17 protein-coding genes and 3 pseudogenes are annotated in these 20,746 nt (G+C 65.3%); 13 read left to right on the forward strand and 7 right to left on the reverse strand.

Annotation, left to right across the window (positions count from 1 at the left end):
• Positions 1 to 9 precede the first annotated feature (9 nt).
• Genes AB0M87_RS12325 through AB0M87_RS12335 form a run of 3 tightly spaced genes read right to left on the reverse strand, consistent with a single transcriptional unit; the run spans position 10 to position 2,912 of the window.
• Positions 10 to 1,320 carry an ATPase, T2SS/T4P/T4SS family gene (locus tag AB0M87_RS12325; protein ID WP_365851869.1) on the reverse strand — a complete coding sequence of 437 codons (1,311 nt, stop codon included), beginning with the start codon at positions 1,318 to 1,320 and terminating at the stop codon, positions 10 to 12.
• Positions 1,317 to 2,144 (reverse strand): hypothetical protein, encoded by an 828-nt coding sequence (locus AB0M87_RS12330; protein WP_365851870.1) that lies wholly within the window; start codon positions 2,142 to 2,144, stop codon positions 1,317 to 1,319. Before AB0M87_RS12330 ends, AB0M87_RS12325 begins: the two co-directional genes overlap by 4 nt.
• Positions 2,145 to 2,183: 39 nt before the next feature.
• Entirely contained in the window at positions 2,184 to 2,912 is a 729-nt protein-coding gene (locus AB0M87_RS12335; protein ID WP_365851871.1) for a hypothetical protein, read from the reverse strand.
• A gap of 785 nt (positions 2,913 to 3,697) precedes the next feature.
• Between AB0M87_RS12335 and AB0M87_RS12340 the strand changes: the two genes are divergently transcribed.
• The 11 genes and pseudogenes from AB0M87_RS12340 to AB0M87_RS12390 form a co-directional block, all read left to right on the forward strand.
• Positions 3,698 to 4,354, forward strand: a complete 657-nt coding sequence (locus AB0M87_RS12340) for a hypothetical protein (protein ID WP_365851872.1) — start codon at positions 3,698 to 3,700, stop codon at positions 4,352 to 4,354.
• Positions 4,342 to 5,400, forward strand: coding sequence for a hypothetical protein (locus tag AB0M87_RS12345; protein WP_365851873.1), 1,059 nt, complete (start codon positions 4,342 to 4,344; stop codon positions 5,398 to 5,400). Before AB0M87_RS12340 ends, AB0M87_RS12345 begins: the two co-directional genes overlap by 13 nt.
• Before the next feature lie 860 nt (positions 5,401 to 6,260).
• Positions 6,261 to 6,392 (forward strand): annotated as a pseudogene (locus tag AB0M87_RS12350) (MarR family transcriptional regulator); the annotation flags it as partial.
• A 514-nt stretch (positions 6,393 to 6,906) separates the two neighbouring features.
• Positions 6,907 to 7,209, forward strand: a complete 303-nt coding sequence (locus AB0M87_RS12355; protein ID WP_365851874.1) for a hypothetical protein — start codon at positions 6,907 to 6,909, stop codon at positions 7,207 to 7,209.
• 1 nt (position 7,210) lies between these two features.
• Positions 7,211 to 8,422 (forward strand): putative T7SS-secreted protein, encoded by a 1,212-nt coding sequence (locus AB0M87_RS12360; RefSeq protein ID WP_365851875.1) that lies wholly within the window; start codon positions 7,211 to 7,213, stop codon positions 8,420 to 8,422.
• Positions 8,423 to 8,433: 11 nt separating this feature from the next.
• Positions 8,434 to 9,108, forward strand: a complete 675-nt coding sequence (locus tag AB0M87_RS12365) for a hypothetical protein (RefSeq protein WP_365851876.1) — start codon at positions 8,434 to 8,436, stop codon at positions 9,106 to 9,108.
• A 20-nt stretch (positions 9,109 to 9,128) separates the two neighbouring features.
• Positions 9,129 to 10,019 carry a hypothetical protein gene (locus AB0M87_RS12370; protein ID WP_365851877.1) on the forward strand — a complete coding sequence of 297 codons (891 nt, stop codon included), beginning with the start codon at positions 9,129 to 9,131 and terminating at the stop codon, positions 10,017 to 10,019.
• Between the two features lie 144 nt (positions 10,020 to 10,163).
• Positions 10,164 to 11,054 carry a hypothetical protein gene (locus AB0M87_RS12375; RefSeq protein ID WP_365851878.1) on the forward strand — a complete coding sequence of 297 codons (891 nt, stop codon included), beginning with the start codon at positions 10,164 to 10,166 and terminating at the stop codon, positions 11,052 to 11,054.
• 255 nt (positions 11,055 to 11,309) lie between these two features.
• Positions 11,310 to 13,532 carry a hypothetical protein gene (locus AB0M87_RS12380; RefSeq protein ID WP_365851879.1) on the forward strand — a complete coding sequence of 741 codons (2,223 nt, stop codon included), beginning with the start codon at positions 11,310 to 11,312 and terminating at the stop codon, positions 13,530 to 13,532.
• Entirely contained in the window at positions 13,522 to 14,811 is a 1,290-nt protein-coding gene (locus tag AB0M87_RS12385) for a transmembrane domain-containing protein (RefSeq protein ID WP_365851880.1), read from the forward strand. Before AB0M87_RS12380 ends, AB0M87_RS12385 begins: the two co-directional genes overlap by 11 nt.
• 37 nt (positions 14,812 to 14,848) lie before the next feature.
• A pseudogene (locus AB0M87_RS12390) lies at positions 14,849 to 15,099 on the forward strand (thiamine pyrophosphate-binding protein); the annotation flags it as partial.
• Between the two features lie 28 nt (positions 15,100 to 15,127).
• Here the strand turns inward: AB0M87_RS12390 and AB0M87_RS12395 are convergent.
• Positions 15,128 to 15,796 (reverse strand): hypothetical protein, encoded by a 669-nt coding sequence (locus tag AB0M87_RS12395; RefSeq protein ID WP_365851881.1) that lies wholly within the window; start codon positions 15,794 to 15,796, stop codon positions 15,128 to 15,130.
• A 222-nt stretch (positions 15,797 to 16,018) separates the two neighbouring features.
• Between AB0M87_RS12395 and AB0M87_RS12400 the strand changes: the two genes are divergently transcribed.
• The gene (locus AB0M87_RS12400) at positions 16,019 to 16,672 is read left to right on the forward strand and encodes a hypothetical protein (protein ID WP_365851882.1); all 654 of its coding nucleotides are present in this window, start codon (positions 16,019 to 16,021) and stop codon (positions 16,670 to 16,672) included.
• A gap of 859 nt (positions 16,673 to 17,531) precedes the next feature.
• On the opposite strand, the gene AB0M87_RS12405 is transcribed toward AB0M87_RS12400, so the two are convergent.
• Genes AB0M87_RS12405 through AB0M87_RS12415 form a run of 3 tightly spaced genes read right to left on the reverse strand, consistent with a single transcriptional unit; the run spans position 17,532 to position 20,175 of the window.
• Positions 17,532 to 18,137, reverse strand: coding sequence for a hypothetical protein (locus tag AB0M87_RS12405; protein WP_365851883.1), 606 nt, complete (start codon positions 18,135 to 18,137; stop codon positions 17,532 to 17,534).
• A gap of 12 nt (positions 18,138 to 18,149) precedes the next feature.
• Positions 18,150 to 18,809, reverse strand: coding sequence for a hypothetical protein (locus tag AB0M87_RS12410; protein WP_365851884.1), 660 nt, complete (start codon positions 18,807 to 18,809; stop codon positions 18,150 to 18,152).
• A gap of 34 nt (positions 18,810 to 18,843) precedes the next feature.
• Positions 18,844 to 20,175, reverse strand: coding sequence for a hypothetical protein (locus tag AB0M87_RS12415; RefSeq protein WP_365851885.1), 1,332 nt, complete (start codon positions 20,173 to 20,175; stop codon positions 18,844 to 18,846).
• 236 nt (positions 20,176 to 20,411) lie between these two features.
• Here AB0M87_RS12415 and AB0M87_RS12420 point away from each other — a divergent pair.
• Positions 20,412 to 20,741, forward strand: a pseudogene (locus AB0M87_RS12420) (transposase); the annotation flags it as partial.
• Between the last annotated feature and the right edge of the window lie 5 nt (positions 20,742 to 20,746).

The following is a 20,746-nucleotide window of genomic DNA, read 5'->3' on the forward strand; positions in this document are numbered from 1 at the left end:
CGGTCTCCTTCACCCCCAGGCCCCGGAAGGGCGATAGCCGTATGCGGCAAGTTCTTCGAGGCATGCCACCGGGGCGTGCGGCACGACGCGTCCGTCGGGCGTCTCGGCGAAGACCTCGCTGGAAAGCACCCGCCCGTCCACGCCGTTCACCTCACGGACCGAGGTGACAGCACGCTGCAGCCGGCCGCCGCTCTCGAAGTTGTTGCGGCGCTGGACGAAGACGACGAAGTTGACTGCTCCGGCGATGAGCATCTGGCTGGCCTCGATGGGCAGCCGCTCGGTGGCCTGCAGCGCGTAGGTGGAAATACGGTTGAAGACCTCGCTGGAGCTGTTGGCGTGGATCGTGGAGAGCGAGCCGTCGTTACCCTGCGACATCGCGTTCAGCATCGTCACGATCTCGTCGCCGAGCACCTCACCGACGATGACGCGGGAGGGGTTCATACGCAGCGACCGGCGTACCAGCTCGCCCATCGATATCTGCCCGAGTCCCTCGGAGTTGGGCAGCCGCTCCTCGAACGCCACCACGTTGGGGTGCAGTTCGGGAAACTGGTCGAGCCCGAGCTCCAGCGCGCGCTCCACCGTGACCAGGCGCTCCACCGGCGGGATCTCGTTGGCGAGCGCCCGCAGCAGGGTGGTCTTACCGGCGTTGGTGGCCCCGGCGATCATGATGTTCTTACGGGCCCGCACGGCGCAGGCCAGGAAGTGCGCCAGCTCCGGCGTCAGCGTGCCGTTCCCGACGAGGTCGGCCACGAACACCTTGCCCATCCGGGCACGACGGATGGACAGCGCGGGCCGCCGCGCCACTTCCATCACCGCGGAGAGACGGGACCCGTCGGGCAGCCGGAGGTCCAACTGCGGGTTGGCGGAGTCGAACGGTCGCGACGAGAGACCCGAGTACGCACCCAGCACCTGGATGAGCTCGACGAGCTCCTCATCCGTCTCGGCCACCGGGTCGACCCGCGCCTCACGCCCGTCGGAGTATCCGACGAAGACCTGGTCACAGCCGTTGATGTCGATGTTCTCGACTTCGGGGTCGTCCAACAGCGGCTGGAGCCGCCCGACGCCGAAGAGCGCCGCGTGCACCGCGGCCGCGTACTGCTCCTCGGTTTCCGCGTCGAACGGGGTGCGCCCGGCGTTGATCTCGGCGCGCGCGTACTCCTCGAGTATCTGGGCGATGACGGCGCGGGCGTACTGCCGCTCGTCCTCGCCCGACATCGGCGGAGTGTTGCTGACCTGGTCGATACGGCGCTGTTCCGCGATCCGGTCACCGGCGTCCTGCCGGAACCGCTTGACCAGGCTGTGATCGACGACGCTGCTCATCGACCGGCCCCGGCGCTCGGCTGCGACCACGCCGCGCCGAACTGCTGGTACACGTCGGCCGCGACCTTACGGGCACTGCGGATCAGCAGGGACTTGTCGAGCCGCCCACGACCCCGCCCGGCCAGCAGCCCGGCGCCGGAGGTGTCGTGCGCGATCGTCCCGATGACCCGGGCGCCGGTCTGCGCGGCCACCAGCATGTCGTTCACCTGGTGCGCGAGCTTGGCGGAAGCCCCTGCATCGACGACCAGCAGCACCCCGATGAGCGGGCTGGCCAGCTGCGACATCCCCCGCTGACCACCGTGCAGTTGGGCTGAGAGCGCGGCAGCCCTGTCCCGTACGCGGGCGATGTGCTCCGGCTCCGCGCGGGAAACCAGCAGTACGAGGCCGGCCTGCGGCATCAGATCGATGGCCGGCGACCCACCGACGATCCGCCCGCAGTCGGCGATGACGTCGGCCGGCGCGTGCGGTGACTCCCCCAGCGTCGCGAAGGCGTGCCCGAGCGTCGGCCATACCCCGGCGAGCCCGGCTGCCTGCTCGGCCGAACCGAGACCGACGAGCAGTTCGAGCCCGCCCGACATGGGCTGCGCATGGTCCCAGAGCTGATCGGCCACCAGCCCGCGGCGGGCGGCCGCCGCGATGGACAGCAGACCGGTGTTGGGGTTGAGCGGCCCGCCGTTGGCACCGGTGGTGCGGTAGACGAGGTCCCCGCCCGCCGGATCGGCTTCGGCGAGCAGCGCCCGCCGGGGCCAGACAGCGGCAAGGGCAAGGGCGGCCGTGGTGACTCCGGGCGAACCCTTGTCTGCGGCGAGGGCGATGAGCGCCATGTCTTCTGCGTTCCTCTATGTTCCTCTATGGGCTCGGGGTCAGCCGTTGTTGGGGACGAGCACCAGAGCGACTTCGCCGTTGGCGGAGGCCTGAGCGAGAGCGGCTGCGTCAGCAGCGTTGACGGTCAGCGTGACGGAACGGTTCCCGCTGCTGATCGTGCCGGATGAGACCTTGGGGGCCGCGGCGACAGTGGCCCGCTCAACGATGGCCGCTCCACCGGAGCCGCCGGTCTGCGCGTTGTCGTTACTGCTGCCGTTGCTGCCAGACACCTTGTCGCCGACGCGGTAGGCGGTGACGGTGTCGCCGGCCTTGATGTCGGCGGGGTACTGACCGTCCTTGAGGGAGAGGCCGACTACGGCCTTGCCCGCGGGAGTGCCCGTCTTGTCGGCGAACATGTCGCCGATCAGCACCGTGCCGCCCACCAAGGCGTTCTTCGCCTGCAGCTTCTCCAGTGTGCGCAGCTGCTTGTACGGGACGTAGTTGATGCTGGCGTCATCGGCGACCATCACCGACTCGACGTCCGAGGTGGTCAGGCTCTGTCCCGCCTGGATGTCATGGTGCGCCTTCAACTTGACGACCTCGACACGGTTACCGGCGCGTAGCACGAGCACCGTCGCGCCCAGCGCACCCACCAGGATCAGCAGCACAGCTAGCGCGGCCAGTGCCGGTTTGCGCTCACGTGTCACCGATGGAAGCCGCTCACCGGACGACTGTGCGGGCGAGGGAACCCTGTGGTTACCTGCGCCCGTGCGCTCCTGGACCTTCACGCCGCTGCTCCCCGAAAAAGTTTCTCTGCGACATAAGCGAGTCGACTTCGCCGCCATTTATCCGGTTCCGATTCCCAGGCCACCGGAGGCTGTCAAGTCATCGCACCGTAGCAGCAGCACATAAGCGCCTCAAGACGAGATAAGGATCGCGAACCTCACGCCCTTCGTCAACATCGACCCAAACCGGTCACAACCGGCCGGGCTTGGCGACCACGGAAAGCTTCACCAGATTTCCCCTCGGCCCCTCGACGGCCGCACGCCACCCTTTGCACCCGCCAAGTCTTCCCCGCAATCATCCGAACATGGCTTTCCAGCCCGGGCCTTCCACCGCAGTTGCCGATGCAGCCGCAAATCCGCGCACCTCACAGCACACACGCATCACCCTCACAACCGCGGCAGTTACGGTCACCAACCGGTCGGCCCGGCTCGACTTGCGCCACGATCACTCGGGCGGCCAACGGCCGAGCCCCGGCGGGATCGGGTGGAGTGGACTGCGGGTGACAGGGGACGCGACGGCGCGACGGACGCGGAACGTGAAATACATGAAGCGTGAACCACGCGTGACCAAGACGGAACCTTCGCTGCACCGCGCTTCAGTCGCGGGCTTTGGCCCACAGGTGATCGGACACCTCCTGGACATCCACGGCCCTCTCCCGCCCGACCGATTCACCCGAAACGCCACAAGTATTCCGCCGACACCGTCCAGTTCGCTCTGGTGAAACCAAGTACTGCCCGGATAGCGTCAATTACCTATAGTCCGCAAACGCCCCCACCGGGAGTCGCCCGTGAACCGCCGATCTTTGCCCGTTGCCGCCGCACTCGCGACAGCAGCAGCCCTCCTCCTCACCGCCTGCAGCGGGGACGGTGACAGCAAGTCCAAGGACTCGGACAAGATCGCGGGCGCCGACCAGGGGGCTTCGAAGTCGGCGTCGCCCAGTCCTTCGGCCTCGACGGCGCCCGGGCGCCCGAAGATCACGCTGCCGGCGGACATGTCGTACACCTTCGACTGGCCGAAGACCGGCAACAAGGAGAAGGATGCAATCCTCTCCGACGGCGAGCAGTTCATCAAAGCCACCGACCTGGCGGTTACGAATCAAGATCCCCTGGACAAGGCGTACCGCTTCTACTCGGAGGGAGAGGTGTCTGTCGCAACACAGAAATACGTACAGGAGTACGTCAACGACAAGGCGCGAATGACGGGGAAATTTCGCTTTTATGACGCAACCGTAAGCGTCGGCAAGGATAAAACAGCCACGCTGGTCTACTGCGAAGATCAGGGCAAGGCGTTTGACTTGCACATCAAAACCAAGAAAATTGATAAAACTCCTGTCACGAGCAATAGTTACATCCTCTATAACACAGCGTTGCGAAAGAACGATCTCGGCGTCTGGGTCACCACGAAGATGATCAGTTTGAGGGGGAATTCGAAGTGTCAGCCATGAATCGTCCGCGAATTATGGCGCTAGCGGTCACGGGATCCGCTATCTTCCTGCTCAGCACACGGCCGGCACTGGCTGATGGGTCGCACGACCAGGCCCCTCCACCTCCTCCCAAAACGGATACCTCCGGCAATGCGGACGGCAGCGGCACCATCTCGGCCAGTGCCGGGGTCGTCTATGACCGAACCAACAACGGCCACGGCCCACAGACCGGAGCCGTTGCCCCTCAGGGCAATTGGTCGCCGCCCCCGTGCTGGTATGCCCCGAAGTACACCCCAGCCCAACTCAAGGCCTACCTAGAACCCATCTGGGAGGCCCCGTCCACGGGATCCCAATGGGACCTCACACAGCGCAATCACTATGAAAAGGGCGACGGCAAGGGCGGTGACTACAAGGACTTCAACAAAGCCAAGACCGGCCAAGGCTACTGGTGGGACTCCTACGTCGACGACGCACGCATCGGAGAACCAGGCGCACTGTCCTGTGACAAGCCCATCTTCTGGGTGGACAAGGGCGACCCGCCTCCCGCGAACATCCCGCAGGCCATCACCCCCGAAATCCTGTCGCAGCTCGCCTACGCTGAAATCCGCGTCCCGACCAGCAGGGTCACCCTGGCGCCGAATGGCGCGACCAAGGTGAACCTCCCGACCTGGGCCTGGCTCGACAACACAGACTTCAAGCCGGTCTCCGTCACCGCTTCCGTGCCCGTCCTCAACATCCAGGCCACGACCACCGCCACCCCGGTCTCCCTGAAGATCGAACCAGGTACGTCGGACGCCGAGTTGTACCCCGCATCCGGGGAATGCGCCATCAACAGCGACGGCTCCATCGGCACCCCTTACGCCAAGGGCGACGCTGACAAAACCCCGCCCTGCGGCCTCACCTATCTCCGCGCCTCCGGCAACAACGGACCGTACAAACTCAAGGCCACCATCACCTGGAAGATCAGCTGGACCGGCACCGGCGGTACCGGCGGCGACCTCCCCAACGGCACTTTCGGCAACACCCAAGACGTAACAGTCCAGGAAATCCAAGCCGTCAACCGCTAAGCGCACCGGGGCGCCGGCGCCGATGGGAACTCGCCGAACGACCGGTCTGGGCACCGGCCCATCGTGGACAGGACAGGCTTCGTTTGCTCGCTCTGCGAACTTTGCCGAGCAACTCCTCACGTCGGCATTGCTCCGCAGCCTCAGCCTCGTCATCATCCTGTGGCTCGGGCGCGCCAGCCACGTGGCGCGCCTCCTCAGGTTTTCGGCCAGGTGCCGGGCCACACTGGGATTACAGCATCCGAGTTCCACAAGCGGCGGCAGGTAGTCGCTGGCGTGTGATACCCGATCGAGCCCCAGCGACGGCAGCAGAACGTCCACACCCGCCAGCGCGGAACTCACCCCAAAAAACGTGAACACTCCATGCAGAAGTGTCATCGGACTGCTCAAAGGAGCGGCCAGTGAACAATAGGGGTCGGAACGTTCACGGTTCGGGAGGGGTACGCCGCCGGTGCAGAGGCCTGGTCCCCTTGTCGGCGTCGCGACTGCAGAAAACTCGGACACCAGGCGTATTCGGTAGCCGCAGCAGCCCGGTCCTCGCCACCCGGGTCCGCAACCTCCGAATCTTGAGATCCGGGTTTCGAGGGACGAATTTCGAGCACCGGGACGGGAGCGTCGAGCTTCGAGAGCCGAAACCCCGAGCTACGGGCCTCGAGCTTCATTTTGGACTGGGTAGGTAGGTAAGGGGGGTTGGGCAACCTCCCCGCCTCCCCACCGTCGTAACGGTGAGGAAATACGACTAACCCGGACCAGCTTGCGGCGCGCGGGCGCGGCTGTTTACGGTGCGAGCAACTAAACGACCCCGACGCGGTGTTAGCAGTACCAAGCCGGGGTCTCACCCCGAGATCGAAGGAAGCGATCTCGTGGCTACCCAGAACTTGAGCGCCGCCCTGCGCGCCCCCGCATCATCGCCCGCACACCCGATGGCCGCTCCTGGCTACGGCAAACGGTCGGCCCCCGACCAGGCCCCCCGCCGGGCGGACGACTTTCTGCTGAGACAGCAGGAGACGCTGGACACCATTGTCGCCACACAGCCGAACAAGTGCCGGCCTGTGATAAGTCGCCGACCTAGCGGCAACTTCCTCATCGACACAAGCATTCCAGCGGACGTCAACGAGTCGCACATCGGCAGGCCGTCACCGTTTCACTTGATGGGGAGGGATGGCGAAGACGTGAGGTATCAGGATGATGATCTATGAGTAAATCCGGCGCATACCAACAAAGTGCGCAGATGTGCTTCCCGCCCTCCCCGACCATCCAGAGAGCCCTCAGCTCAGGCCAAGAGGGGTCAACGCAGAATCAACACTGCGCTCGAGCCGCGCTCCCGGACTATGTCCAGTCAGCACACTGCACTATGGACGACAGGAGCCCATCTGGAGAGCCGGCAGAGGTGCCCTGATACCCGCTTCCGTTCCCTCACGCCGCCGCATGGCATCATCGGCCACACTCGAGGACGTCACTGTCCAAGAGGTTCAGGCCAGCAACGGATGACGCAGACGGGGATGCGGCATGACTGATCTACGACTCGACGGCACGATCTTCGACGATCTCAGGAAGACGTTTTCCACCGTCTCGGATCGAATGTCGGATGTGCGCAAGATACTGCGCGGAACAGACGGTTCGGTCGTTGGCGCTCACAAACTCGTCGAGGACGTCCACGACTTCGCCGACGACTGGGGCTACGGCGTCAAGCAGCTCGGCAAGCACACGCACAACGCCGTCAAGATGATCGATAAAATCGGCGAATCCTTCAACAAACTGGACCTGGATCTCGCAGAGTCCATGAAGCCTAAGAAGCCGAAGGGCAAGTGACGTGAGCAAACGCCCCGCCTTCCCCCACATAGGCTGGGATCCCACGCCCGGTGACGTGGAACAGACCCGGGACCTGGCCAAGCAGCTCGGCAAGCTGGCGAGCGAACTGGGAACGTCGCTGAACGAGCTGCAACGCATCGAGTGCGGGGCCTGGAAGGGCAAGACCGCCACCGCCTTCACCGAGCACATATCGACCGACGTCACACCGCTGATCAAGAAGAGCCACGATTCCTTCGACAAGGCAGCGCGCGCGCTGCACCGGTGGGCCGGCGAACTCCAGGACTTCCAGGACGAAGCGGACCGGCTGGAGAAGACCGCCAAGCAGGCATTCGACGACATGTCGAAAGCCAAGGAAAAGACCCCCGACGACCTGAGCAAGCCTTCCGGGGAAATCAACGACCTCGAAGGCAAGGTCGACGACCTGGAGAGCCGGTACAACAAGGCCGCCGGAGCCATCGGCAAGGAACTCGACAAGGCAAGCGACATCGCGCCCGACGAGCCCGGGTTCTGGGACAAGCTCGTACACGGCGTCGAGGACGCCTGGAACGCCACCGGCAAGTGGATCAAGGATCACGCCGATGTCATCAAAGCAATCGGTGACGCGCTCAGCCTGATCAGCAGCGTTCTCGGCATCCTCGCCATCATTACCGCCCCGTTCGAGCCAGTGGGTGCCATCTTCGCTGCCGCTGCGATGATCACCAGCGGGGCGGCGCTACTGACGCACTTGGTCGCTAAAGCAGCTGGGGCCGACGTCAGTTGGGTAGATATCGGGTTCGATGCGCTCGGCGTCCTCCCAGGCGTCAAGGGCCTGACGGGCACTGCTGAACTGGCAAAGGGCGTCAAGGCTACAACACGCGCGGCGGAGCTCGGCGAGGGCTATCGCGGTATGCCCAGCGTCAGCAAGACTTTCGTTCTCTTCGGCAAGACAAAGACAGTCCCCGTCGTCAAGCTCGGTGAGGGCGGCAGCCGTCTTAGGCTGGCCGTAGAGAGCGGTCTCCAGAACGTCCGCAAGGGACAGTGGCTCGGCAGCCAGGGCGTCAACACGCTCGCGTCCAAGGTGCCGTTCATCAAAGAAGTCAATCCCATGAGCATCGGCAGCCGAGCTGTCGATGCCACCGTTAAGACCGGATTTACGGTCAAAAAGGCATACACATACGCGAAGAACGATCTCGGGTTTGGGGACAACTTTCACGCAGCCGCTACCAATCCGTGAGCGAGAGCCATATGGACAGCACCGCGCAGCTTCAGGAACTGGGTGTCGACAGCACCACGCTTCCTCCGATGACTTTCCAACTGCCCCACGGAATACACGCTATCGAGGTCTCACTGGATGCGGCGGAGCGTGCCGCAGCCGTCGCCCAACTCGTCCGCGACATCTACCCGCTCGGCGAAGAGCCATTGTGGGAGGTCATGGGGGCCACCTACAGTGCGATGGCGGACGAGATGCTGAGCACCGGCGTCTCCTTCTTTGGCATCGGCCTGTATGACATTGGCAATCGCGGCATCGCTCACTGCTCCCTGACCGTCGCCGTCTTCGAGTCCGATCAGACCGACCAGGACGTCGCCGCACACGGCACCCTGGAGATCTTGCAGCAGGACCCAATGCGCGATGTGCGCTGGCTGGACCTGCCGTCTGGACCCGCCGTCTCGGCGATCTCGCTGCGCAGCCTCGTGGTGGACGGGAAGTTCACCACGGATGGCACGGACCACGAATTGATCATGGGCCAGATCCAGGTTCATATCCCTTTCTCGACGGGCCCTTATACCGCAGTGTTTACCCTGGACACCGCGGCAATGGACCAGTGGGACGACTTCTCCCGCGCTATGGCGGATATCGTCCGGTCAGTGGATTTCGCGGAGATCCCCGCACACGACGAGCACCCGGCTGAGCCGGAATAACCTTTGAGAGTTGAGTCACCATGGACTGGCAACCAAGCCCTGACGAGGATCTGCTGATCCGTGCATCCGCCAAGTTCGCCACCGGCTTGGCACCAGCCGTCGCAGGCTGCCGCTGGTTCCGCGATACCGGACGCCACGACATCCAGGGCGACTTGCCGAACTGGCCGCCCGGTCCGGCCTTCACCCTGAGGTCCACGAGCGACCGCGCAGCCCGCCGCACCGGCCGTGCGCTCCTCGTCGGTATCCCCTTGATTGCGAACATCGTCGCCAGCATCGGCGGAGCACTCGGCTCGCCCTTGGGCGACGTAACTCTGCAGGGCGACCCGGAAGAGCCCGAGAACGAGGTCGAGGACTTCCCCGTGATGTGGGCCGCGCCGGGGACGCTGGCCAGAACCGTTCCGTGGCAGCTCGACCCGTCACGAAGGCCCGAGGACTACCTCACGGACATGGTGCTGACCACCCGTCGGTTGGTCTTCCTCAGCACCCGTACGGCGACGCCGGACAAGGCCGAAGAGCTCTGGGGAGTGCCACGCAACGCGATCGCCGGAGCCGAGCAGATGAAGTTCAGCGAGATCGGCGGGGATATCCGCATCACCTTCGCGGATGGGTCATGGATCCGCCTGTTCACCGGCTCGCCCGAAAGTTCCGAGCGATTGTCCCAGTTGCTCACCGGTTCCATCCAAGGGCTCATCGCGGCAGACCTCACCGACGGCCAGCGCGAACGGGTGCAGAGGTTCCAACGCGATGTTCCGGAGAACGCCGAGGCACCGACTTTCACACGGCTCAAGAGCGGAATCGTCCAGGTCGAGTGCCGAGCTCCCGCTAAGGCCGCAGCCGGGTTTTTCGAAACGCACGGGATTCTGATGGACGCCTCAGGAGCCCCTGCGGTACCGAAGCCCGGTGACCTTTGAGCGACCTCAACGGCGTCCCCGAAGGTAACGGCGTCAAGGTAGCGGACAAGACCGTGGCAGTTGCTCGAGCCGCGAGCGAGTCCGGCAAGGAGGCAAGGGTGCGAGCAGTTACAGCTGAGCCGAAGTCTGAGAGTTGATGTCACCATGGACTGGTACCCCGGGCCCGACGAGGATCTGCTGATCCGTACGCCCGCCACGTTCGCCACCGGCTTGGCACCAGCCGTCGCAGGCTGCCGCTGGTTCCGCGATACCGGACGTCACGACATCCAGGGCGACTTGCCGAACTGGCCGACCGCTCCGGCTTTTACTCTGAGGTCTACCAGCGACCGCGCAGCCCGCCGCACCGGCCGTGCGCTCCTCGTCGGTATCCCCCTGATCCTGAACGTCATCGCCGGCGCCGGCAGCGCAGTGGGCTCACCCTTCGGTGGTGTGCCCACCCGCGGCAACCCGGAGGAGCGAGAGAACGAGGTTGAGGACTTCCCCGTCATGTGGGCCGCACCCGGGACCGTCGCGCGTACTGTCCCCTGGCAGCTGGACCCCTCGCGCCGTCCCGACCGTTACGCCACGGATGCCGTGCTCACCGATCGACGACTCGTCTTCCTCGGTAACCAGCAGGCGTCGTTGAGCAAGGCTGACGAGCTCTGGGAGGTGCCCCGGAAAGACATCGCGGGAGCCCGGCAGATGAAGTTCAGCGAGATCGGCGGGGACGTTCGTCTCACCTTCGCGGACGGATCCTGGATACGCCTGTTCGCGGGCTCTCCGGAAAGCGCCGGGCGCCTCGCCCAGCTCATCAACGGCTCGATCCATGCGCTCACCGAAGCCGACCTCACGGAGGGCCGGCGCTACCGTGTACGGGACTTCAGGCAGGAACTCCCAAAGGGCGCCGAACCACCCACCTTCACTCTGCTCAAGAGCGGGACCGTCCAGGTCGAGTGCCGGGTACCCGCGAAGGCCGGACAGGGGCGCGTCGAAACGCACTCGATTCTGATGAGCCCGTCGGGCGGCCCGGCAAAGCCGAAGCCGGGCGATCTGTAGTCAGGACCGGCAGGACCCTCCCCGACCCTCCCCACAGAGACTTATGCCTCATGCCGGACACCAAGGCAATCGTCAACGGCTACCGGCATCCGGGGGACTCGCAGGCGGATCGGCGGCAGTCGGCCAAGGGTGATCAGTCGACCCCCTGGCAGGTGCGAGCTGCTCGGGAAAACGTGGGGTGCTTACCCAGAATGCCGCTTCTCCGCCTATTCGGTCTCTTACCACCAGAACGCACACCTCGCTAGAGTTCGCCGCATGAGGGAACGGAACGCAGACGCCCAGGCGCCCACCACGCCGTGCACCGCTCGTGGCGGCATCCCGCGCGTGCCCGGGCTGCGTACGGTATTCGCGCTGCTGACCCTGGCGTTCGCCCTGCTCGTTCCCGCCGGGCCGGCTGCCGCCCAGGGCAGCGTGCCCGCTTCGCAGGCAGCCCATCTCGCCGACCTGCTCCGTAGCAACCCGGTCTACGTCAGCGACCAGATGCCCCGCGAGGTGCCTTACTCCATGGCCCCGGCCTTCGCGAAGTACGCCAAGCGGACCGGCGTCCCGACGTATGTCCTGGTGCTTCCCGCGCAGCTCAGCAGCGAGGGTTCGCTGCTCGCCGCAGTGCACGACCGGCTAGGACGGGACGGGCTCTACGTACTGGTCGACGACATGGGGGTCGCGGCCGCCGACGCCTACGGCGTACGAGCCCCGGCGGACGACGCGTCCACCGTGACGCTCTATGAACTCCCCTATGACGCGGGGCCGCTGCTCAAGTTCCAGCGCTTCACCGAAGTGATCGCCGAAGGAAGCGCCAAAGCTGCGCGGCATGCGGACAGTGCGCAGAAGAGGTACGGCGGTGAAGGCGGGAGTTCGCATGAGCCGGACAATATGTACATCGGGCCGACCGACCGGGACAACCAGTCGTTTCTCACCGGCATTCTGCTGACCGGTGTTCCGCTGCTGATTCTGCTGCTGTCGCCGTATGTACGGCGCCGCCTCCGCCGCCGCGCGCCGCCGACCAAGGCGTCCAAGCCGCCCATCGACCTCGGCAAGCTGCCGAAACAGGCCGGCACCGCCTCCGCGAAGTCCGGAAACTCCGGGAAGTCCACGAAAGAGGCGACTCCCCGCGCCCGGCATCCGCTCGCCGCGCGTCTGATCGAGGCGGGATGCGCCCTGCTGGCCGCCGTCGCCGTCGTCTTCGTCACGCTGCACACCTTCGACCAGAAGACGTCGAGCGCCGCGCCGCCGCCCACCGCCGCCGATATGTCGGCCCGGGTCGACCGGGTCGCGGCCGGGCTGCGGCACGACCCGCTGTACAGCGATCCGGAAAGCCCGCAACTGCTCACTGCGGCACAGCAGTCCGAGCTGCGGCACCGCATGGCCGAGTTCAAGTCGAGCACCGGGCCGGTGTACGTCACGCTCGTGCCGCAGCTCTCCAACGACGAGTCGGGCGACCAGCCCGGCATTTTCAGCGCAGCGCTGCACAAGAAGGTGGGCAAGGACGGCGTCTACATCGTCGCCGACCCGCTCCGCGGCGATATCGGCGCCGAGGACTACGGGCTCCGGATCGAGAGCAGCCGGCTGACCTTCGACCTGCCTGATGCGATCCGCCACGACAACGCGGATTCCGAGCCGGCCGACTTCCGGCTCGGCGCACGGCTCGACCAGCTGATGACGTTCCTCGACAAGATGCCACGGACCTCCGAGCCGAGTTATTCCGAGTTCGGCACCGAACGAGCACCGGATCCCGTCGAGGACAACACGCTGCACCCGCTGTTCTTCCGCAGCGACTTCTGGCCGGGCGTCTTCGTCGGTCTGCTGGCGGGGGCGTTGGCCTTCGGCATCATGGTCGCGCTGATCAGCATGCTCGGCGGGCTGATCGCCTTGCGGCGACGGCGGGCCACCGCCCCCGCTTCCGCCACGCCCGGTGCTTTCACCGCTCCGGCCGATCCCGCCGAGTCGTACTTGCGCCGGACGGCCCGCAGCGACATCACGGCCCTCGGGAGGGAGTTCGAAGCGGCACCGGAGAGTCTGCCCGATGCGGTACGCACCCGGATCTGGGACTGTCTGGACGCCGCCACCCTCCTCGTCGACCGCGATTCCGACCGCCGGGTCGACAACGAAGCCGCGCCCGCCGAATTGGCCGCCGCCATCGCCCTGGCCCGCTCGGGCCGGGCCACACTGGTCACCGGCGCCGCCGCCGACTTCTGCTGTGACCTCAATCCGCTGCACGGCCCCGCCACCCAGAAGCACGACGTGCGTTACGTGGAGCGTGGGCGGCGCAGGCGGCGCCGCATCCCGGTGTGCGAGCCATGTCGCCACGCGGCCGCCGACCGCCGGCACGGCCCACTGAGCGCCCTTCGGCTCACTCTGCCGGGTGCGGACCACGGTGAGCGGGTGGCGTACCAGGAGGCGGCCGGTCCGCTGCCCGCCGCACAGCACGGAATTGCCCGACTTCTCGACGCCGTAAGGGAGTACGCCGGTGTCCAGTAACCCCAGGGGCCACAAGCGAACCTTCGCCGCCCCGCTCGCCGCCCTCCTGTCGGCGCTGGCCCTGGTGCTGGTGCCGGTGCTCCCGGCCGCGGCGCAGCCGCCCAGCCCGGGCGCCCGGATCGCGGCGGGGCTGCGTACCTCGCCGGTGTACGTCGACCCCGGGTACGCCGGGTCCGTACCACCCGCACGACAGAAGCAGCTCGCCGCGCAGATCGCGAAGACCGGGCTACCTATCAAGGTGGTGCTGGTGCCGCTGATCAAGGGCGACAGCTTCAACGGCGAGCCCGACAACCTCCAGAGCGTTGTACGCGACCATCTGACCCAGCCCGACCTCATCCTGATCACCACGTCCGACGAGTCCGGCTATCTGAGCGGCCATGAGTGGCCCGACGACCAGCATCAGACCAACGACGCCGTGTCGGCGGTCGGCTTCCTGGACGGCATGCGGGACGCGAGCCTGACCGATCAGGTGTCCAAGGCGATCGAGCTGGTGCAGCAGGGCAACGGGACGCAGGTGTACAACGACGCGATGGGCGACCTCGGCGGGTCCGCCCCGGGCAACGACCACAAGTCGAAGGACGGTGGCACCGCCCCCTGGCTGATCGTCGCCATCGCCGCGGTGGCGGTGCTCGGACTCGCGGGCGGCCTGCTGGTGTTCGTACGCCGCCGTCGGAACCACCACGCGTCGGGCGCCCCTTTCGCGTTTCCCCGGGCGGTGTTCGCGGCCGCCCGCAACACCGACGTACGTGAACTGCGCCGGCACGCCTCCGCAGAGGTCATCGCACTCGGCGAATCGGCGCAGTCCGCCTCCGATTCCCTGCCGGGCCTGCCGCGCGCCCTGGACGCGTACGCCGCAGCCGGCAAGGTCCTGGACGCCGCCCACGGCCTGCCCGACCTGGCCGGGGTCCTGGCCCTCGTCACCGAAGGCCGCGACGCCCTGGCGGGCCATGACCCGTCCGCACTCCCGCTCTGCTTCTTCAACCCCCTGCACGGCCGCGCCGCCCGCCGCTTCGACTGGCGCCCACTGGGCCGCCGCGACCGGTTGAACGTGGCGGCCTGCGAGGCCTGCGACCGGGCGGTACGCACCCGACGCGCGCCGGAGGTACTCACCGCCCCCGAGTCGAAGGGCGGCCGCGAGATCCCCTACTTCGAGATCCCGGCCGACCGCAGCGTGTGGGCGGCCACGGGATACGGGTCGCTGGTGCGATCGGCGGAGGACGGGATGGCGGCGCGGGTGGGGCGGGGGGAGTTCTCACACGGGGCGGAATCAGCCCGCTGAAACCGCCGATGGATCCGGCGTGGGAACCGCATGCCTGTGGCTACTGAAACCGAAGTGGGAGCGCTGTTTGGGTGCCTTCGACGGGCCGACGCGTTCGGCGAGGCGACCGCGACGGAACTGACCCGGCCCGACTACGTGGCCCTGGCGGAATTCTTCGCTGTCCCCGCGGGCCGGACGACCCCGGAGAACCTGGAGCAGGACCTCGTGAAGGCACTGGCGTCACCCAGGCCTTCCGTAGTCCTGCTCCCGGCCGTGCTGCGGATGTTCGCGCCGCCGCATCTGGGGTGAGCGCCGGCCTGCCGCTGTCCGGATTTCCCTACAGGCCGTCGCGAACCATGGCGGCGACGATGAGGACGTGGCGGTCGGCCGCAGTGTTCGACCACTCATTGTCGTAGTTCAGGCCGTAGGGCCAGAAGTGGCCGCCGCCGGTGGAGATCTTGGCGCCGGAGCCGTCGTACTGCTTGACGAGAGCGGTGGCCTGCCCGCCGGTCCAGGTGCCGCTGCCGCCGAGCCGGGACCAGCCCGAGCTCGTCCCCACGCCGATGGTGTGGGCGATCTCGTGCAGGGCCGTCCGCTCGCTCATGTAGCTGCGGTTGCTGCCGAAGCGGATCGTGCCGTTGTTGCTGCCGTCGGCGGTGGGGACGCTCGGGTCGTATCGGACGGTGATGGTCTTGCTCAGGTCGCTGAGGTTGTTGTAACGGGCCACAGCCGCGTTCATGGCCCTGGTGATGGAGTCGTAGGCCGAGCTCTGGTCCGAGGTGGGGTTGTTCGCACGGACGAGGGACCAGGTGATGGCCGCCGCGGCGCGTTCCCGTGCCGGGCCGGGTACGGCGGTTGTCTGCGGGGTGGCGGCCTGGGCAACGACGCCCGGTCCGGCCAGCAGTGCGGCCGTCAGAATGGCGCCCTCGCTGCTACGCCCGACGCCGTCACTCCCGTCCCGGACAGCGCAGCCCGACTGCCTACGAGAACGCCTACCGAACGACATCAACCAACGCCGACGCAAGCCGCATAACCCGTGTCCAGAAACCGGGTCCAAGGCCCCCTGGATGTACTCGATTCCGGAACCTTGCCCCCACCCGGGCACACAAGTTCAGCCGAGGTCATGGAGGTAGAAGGCGACCGCTAGAGTCGGTCGGATTCGGCAGTCAGTTCCGCTCAGGGGGTAACAGTGGCGTTCCGGACGAGCAAGCGGGCCGAGGAGCCTCCGGTGGAGCCCGTCGAGTGGGCGAACGTCTACAAGTTCATCATCAGCGCCACGGAACGTCCTGTAACCACCAAGCGCAAGAGAGCCATCCACGGGCTGCGCGCGGTGCGTGTGCCCAAGGGTGGCAAGGAACTCCGAGTCAACGCGCCCTGCGCGTACGTCGCTCCCGCGTCCCGAGCCCGGACTGGGCCCTCGGACTCCCATCTCACCCTGTATGAGGACCCCGAGGCGCAGCGTCTGCTCTGCTACGTCGACGCTCCACAGGAAGTGGGCGGCAAGCGTCACCATGTCGTGCGGGACGGGCAGGGCCAGGTCATAGGAACCTTGCGCCGCGTTCCCCCCAAGCGTCCCTTCAAGCACACCTGGCGCATCGACCAGCCCGGGCACCCGGAGATCGTGGGCCGCAATGAGTGGGCCAGCGGTGACTCGAAGGCCGAAGTCGTCGGGCGGGCTGCCGTCCGAGTGACCCTCGGACTCGTGGTCGGTCTGGCCGACTTCGGTGAGGGCGGCGATCAGCCGTCCAAACCGCGGACGTTGGAGTGGCGGGTGGGTGACAAGGTGGTCATGATGTCCGAGGGAAGCACGGAGGTCACCATCCGGGCGGACTGGATCGACCGCCGGCTTGCCTTCGCCTTTGCGCTCGTTGGGGACAAGTAGACAGACCGAGGGAGCCGTTGGATAAGCGGAGCTCTGTCCATCATCTCCGGGCCGTGAATGTGCTACTCGGGCCAAAATGCACGCTTGACGGAGGCCTTTCCAACCGCAGGCTGAGGCACGGTGTGACGGACGGGCGGCGGCGCCTTCACGATGTCGGCGATTCGGTTGGTGCTGCAGCGGCTCACGCAGCAATCGCCGGCCGCTCAGAGTTACGCATAGGGTCAAAGGACACATCAGCGACGCCTCAGCTGTCTCGGATCGCCGCTCGGCTTCTGCCCTTCCCCTTCTTACGGAGCCTTCGCCATCGCGCTTTCCCTTCGGCTTCGCGCCGCGCTGCGCGTATACAACGTACAAATACGAATCCCCAGCTTGCGACGCCGGCGGTCAGCAGAAACACGATGATCGACCGCCCCGATCCGGAAACGGCGACGCAACCGGTGTCGGTCGAACGTCAGTTATGTCCGGGCATCGTCCCGATCATGAACAGCACCACGCCGGATGACAAAGCCACGCATACGCCAGTGCCGAGCTTACGTCCCCACGCCGTAGCAGCCCGGCGCTTGACCCGATGACGGGCTCGATGAGCCACAAGGCCGAGACCGCCTGCGACCGCCACGAGTCCAAAAGCCTATGGGCCGCCTGGACAATCAGATCGGGGGCTTGTCGTAGTGCCGAGCGGTAGGCTCCCTTCCCTCGTAGCAAAAGGACAGCGGTCACGATCAGGAATCCTGTCAGGACAGCCACTCCCACGCTGCCCCGGCGCTGGAATCCGCCCCGGGTCTCCACCTCCCTGGCCCAGCTTCTCGTTTGGCGGGCCAGGACGAACTTCTCCGCTGCGCTCCGTATCCGTTCCGCGGTGTCATGCCCAGTGCAGCGTTCCTGCCACGACGTCAAACAACTCGACCATCTGGTCCGCCAATGGGTCCACGGGGGTAGAGAACGTCAGCATCAGCCAGTTCTTAGTGACAGGGATCGGGACGTAGTACGTGAGCGTCGTGGTGGGGAGCGTGTTGCCCAGCTGGGTCGCAGGGTCAGGGGCTTCTTTGCGTCTCTGGCGGACTGCCTTGCCTGCAGCCGACAGTTCCACCACATCGAGCTGACCGTCGTCAGCCGGGCTAGCCAGGTGCTCCGACAGTTCTTCCGCATTAAAGCACCTAGGCCATTCATCGGCCGGAGGGACGCTGATCAACAGCGAGGACGCGAGCGGCACTGGCCCAATGGTCAGCGTAGAGAGGTAGAGCTCCGTGCCGCCGACCTTGTAGGCGTCCTTTGCCTTCCTCTGCAATTCCCTCATGAACTGCTCCTTGAGGTGTGGAGTGTTGTCCACGCCTCGAAACTGCAGCTCTGCGAGGGCGACGATGCCGCGGTCTCGTGCATCAGGGTCGAGCAAGAGTTGGAACCAACCCTCCGGGACGATCAGCTGGTAGTCCCTAGGAGGTGCAGTGAAATCGCTTGCACTCAGCATGATCGGGGAGACTCACCTCGATGGATTGGTATCAATTTCGTTGCCACCGGCATCGACCGGTACGATTCGAAGAGTAGGCATCAATTCGTCGACGGTTCGGGTGAGATCTTCCGTTAGTTGGACAAATTCCCAGGTCGCTGTAACCACGATCAGACTGTCACTATCGGGAGGAAACACAGCGTACTTAATGAACTCGGTGAGGCGTCGACCGAACCCCAGGATCTTCTTGACCTTGAGCATCGACTGAACCCGTACGGTGGGTCCGGCCGGCAACTCCAAGTGGGCCACCTGAGGATCGCCCACAACCTCGCCATTCTCCCATTCCAGAAGCAACGGCTGTACCTCCCCCGGAACGGGGCGTGGCACACCTTCCTCGCCGTACGAATCGATGACGAGATTCGCCAGAGCAGTTCCATTTTCGCTGTAGTACGCGGCTGCGAGAAGAGGACCGTCCTCGTTGAGATCAACGGCCCTCCGGACCATGTCGTCGAAAACCGCGCTTTTCTCGATTTCGAGACGCAATGGATTGAGACGATTGACGGTCTCAGTGGCCAAAGCTTTCGCCTCAGCCTTAGTCCCCTCGTGCAAGGTTAGATCCACCCAACCCGCCTGAAGGTCGAGGCGGCACACGTGGTCATCCACGACAGGCCCGCCCTCGTCCTGTGTGCTCATGAGATTGCCTTTCAGTCAGAAAGATACTCTGGGATCAGCCCAGGAGCGGGTTTAGGTTACCGTCCAGCCCCAGACCACCCAGCGTCATTCCCGCACCGACTACCGACATGCGGGATGCTGTCTTAGAAATTCTATTTATGGCATTCGGGTCGAAGTTCCCTAGGCCGGACACGCCCAGCTTGATGTCCTTAAGGTCCGAGGCGACCCCGGGGTCGACCATCGAGACAGATCTTCCCAGCCCCTTTACCGGATTACCACCACCTCGGGCTCCGATCTGGTTCCAGGCAGCACGGTAGTTTCCCCTACCAAACTTCAGTGTATTGACGTTGCTGACCCACGCGCGCTTCGAAAAAGGCTCAAGGAAGGGCTCCTTGAGTGACTTCCAGCCCTCGCCCTTCCCTAGTTTAAACTTTTTCGCGGAAATCTTCCTGAGCGCCTTGTTGTTACGGCTAATCTGCTTGGTTGTCGTAGCCTTAGCTGCTCTACCCATGCGACCTAGCGCTGTCTTGGCAAATTTTCCTGCGACCTTCGAGAACGCTTTCCCTGCGCCCATCATCAAAAAGCCCAAGGCAGACATGCCGAGGTCCAGCCAATCTGCGTTCCCCTGAAATACCTGCACAAGCGTGGTCAGCGTATTCACCAAAGTCGCGATCATCGCGATGGCACCCAGCACCCCCGCCAGAGCCTGCCCGATGACAGGAATCCAGCCAACCACCAGTGAAAGGATCCCGCACCAGGTGGAGACCATCGACGTGAAGTCCGCGATGTTTTGGATTTGAGTTTCCCAGAAGCCGTCCTTCAGCGAGTCATGGCTGATAACTGCGTCGATGGACTCGCGTGCACGATCCGCCGCTGCGTCGCGGATTGACTTGGCCTGGCTGATTCTTTCCTTGGCCGCCTCGATCTCGCCATGGGCCGCATCGCGCTTGGCCTCGATTTTTTTGCGGTCGCTGCCGTGTCCGCCCGATGAGGACTCCGTATGCGAGCTCGACTTCTTGTCCGAGAGGGTATCCAGGCTCCTCTGCGCGGCGCCTTTGCGCTCATCCGCGTCCTTCGCGTCCTTGAGCGCCGCATCAGCGATCTCCTGCGCCCGGTTCAGGTCCGATGCGTAGTCCTTGGGTTTCGCATGGATCTTGTCCTGGACGGTGCCGCCGTCCTCTGTGACACTCGTACCAATGGCATCAGCTGCCGTGTCGTACCGCTTTAGTGCTGCTTCAAGCTTCTTGACGTTTCCCTTCGCCTTCTGGCGGAACTCCTTGCCAGCTTCACTGTCCCAAGCTTCAACATCTGCGACGGCTTTTAGGTTTCTGATCTGCCGTTCCAGCTCGGAGGCAGTCTTGCGCAACTGCTTGCCCAGCGCTGCCATCTGGTCCGCGTCCCCTGGGATCGGATCGTTGTCCGCTACCGGGTGCCAGTCCCGAGGCCGTCCCGCCATCGCTTACTTGCCCTTCTTCTTGGGATCCTTGGCACCCCGGATCGCGTCTGCCAACTGATGGTCGATATCCTCGTATGCCTGTGCCGCCGCTTTGAGCTCGTAACAGGATCTTGTTGGGGTGCCCTGGTCGAGCGTGACCGATGTGATGATCTGGCCGTTCGTGTGGTGTGACGACTCGGCCGTGGATCGTGGATGACGACTTGTGGGTGCGGATCGAACCCCTGCTGCCGCCATGGCCGGAGCGGTCACCAGGACCGAGACCGGTGCCCGACCGGCTGTGTCTGCAGGGCATCTTGTATGTCCTGCACCAGGACATCGCCTGGCAACTTCTGCCCCTGGAGCTGGGGTTCGGCTCCGGACAGACCTGCTGGCGACGCCTGGACCGTTGGCAGAGGGCCGGAGTATTCGAGCGGTTGCACCGCCTACTGCTCGCCGAGCTGAACGCGGCCGGCAAGCTCGATTGGAGTCGCGCATGCGTGGACGGCTCCCACGTCCGCGCGAA

Origin of the sequence: Streptomyces sp. NPDC051320 (genome assembly GCF_040682175.1) — a bacterium.
Classification (GTDB): Bacteria; Actinomycetota; Actinomycetes; order Streptomycetales; family Streptomycetaceae; genus Streptomyces.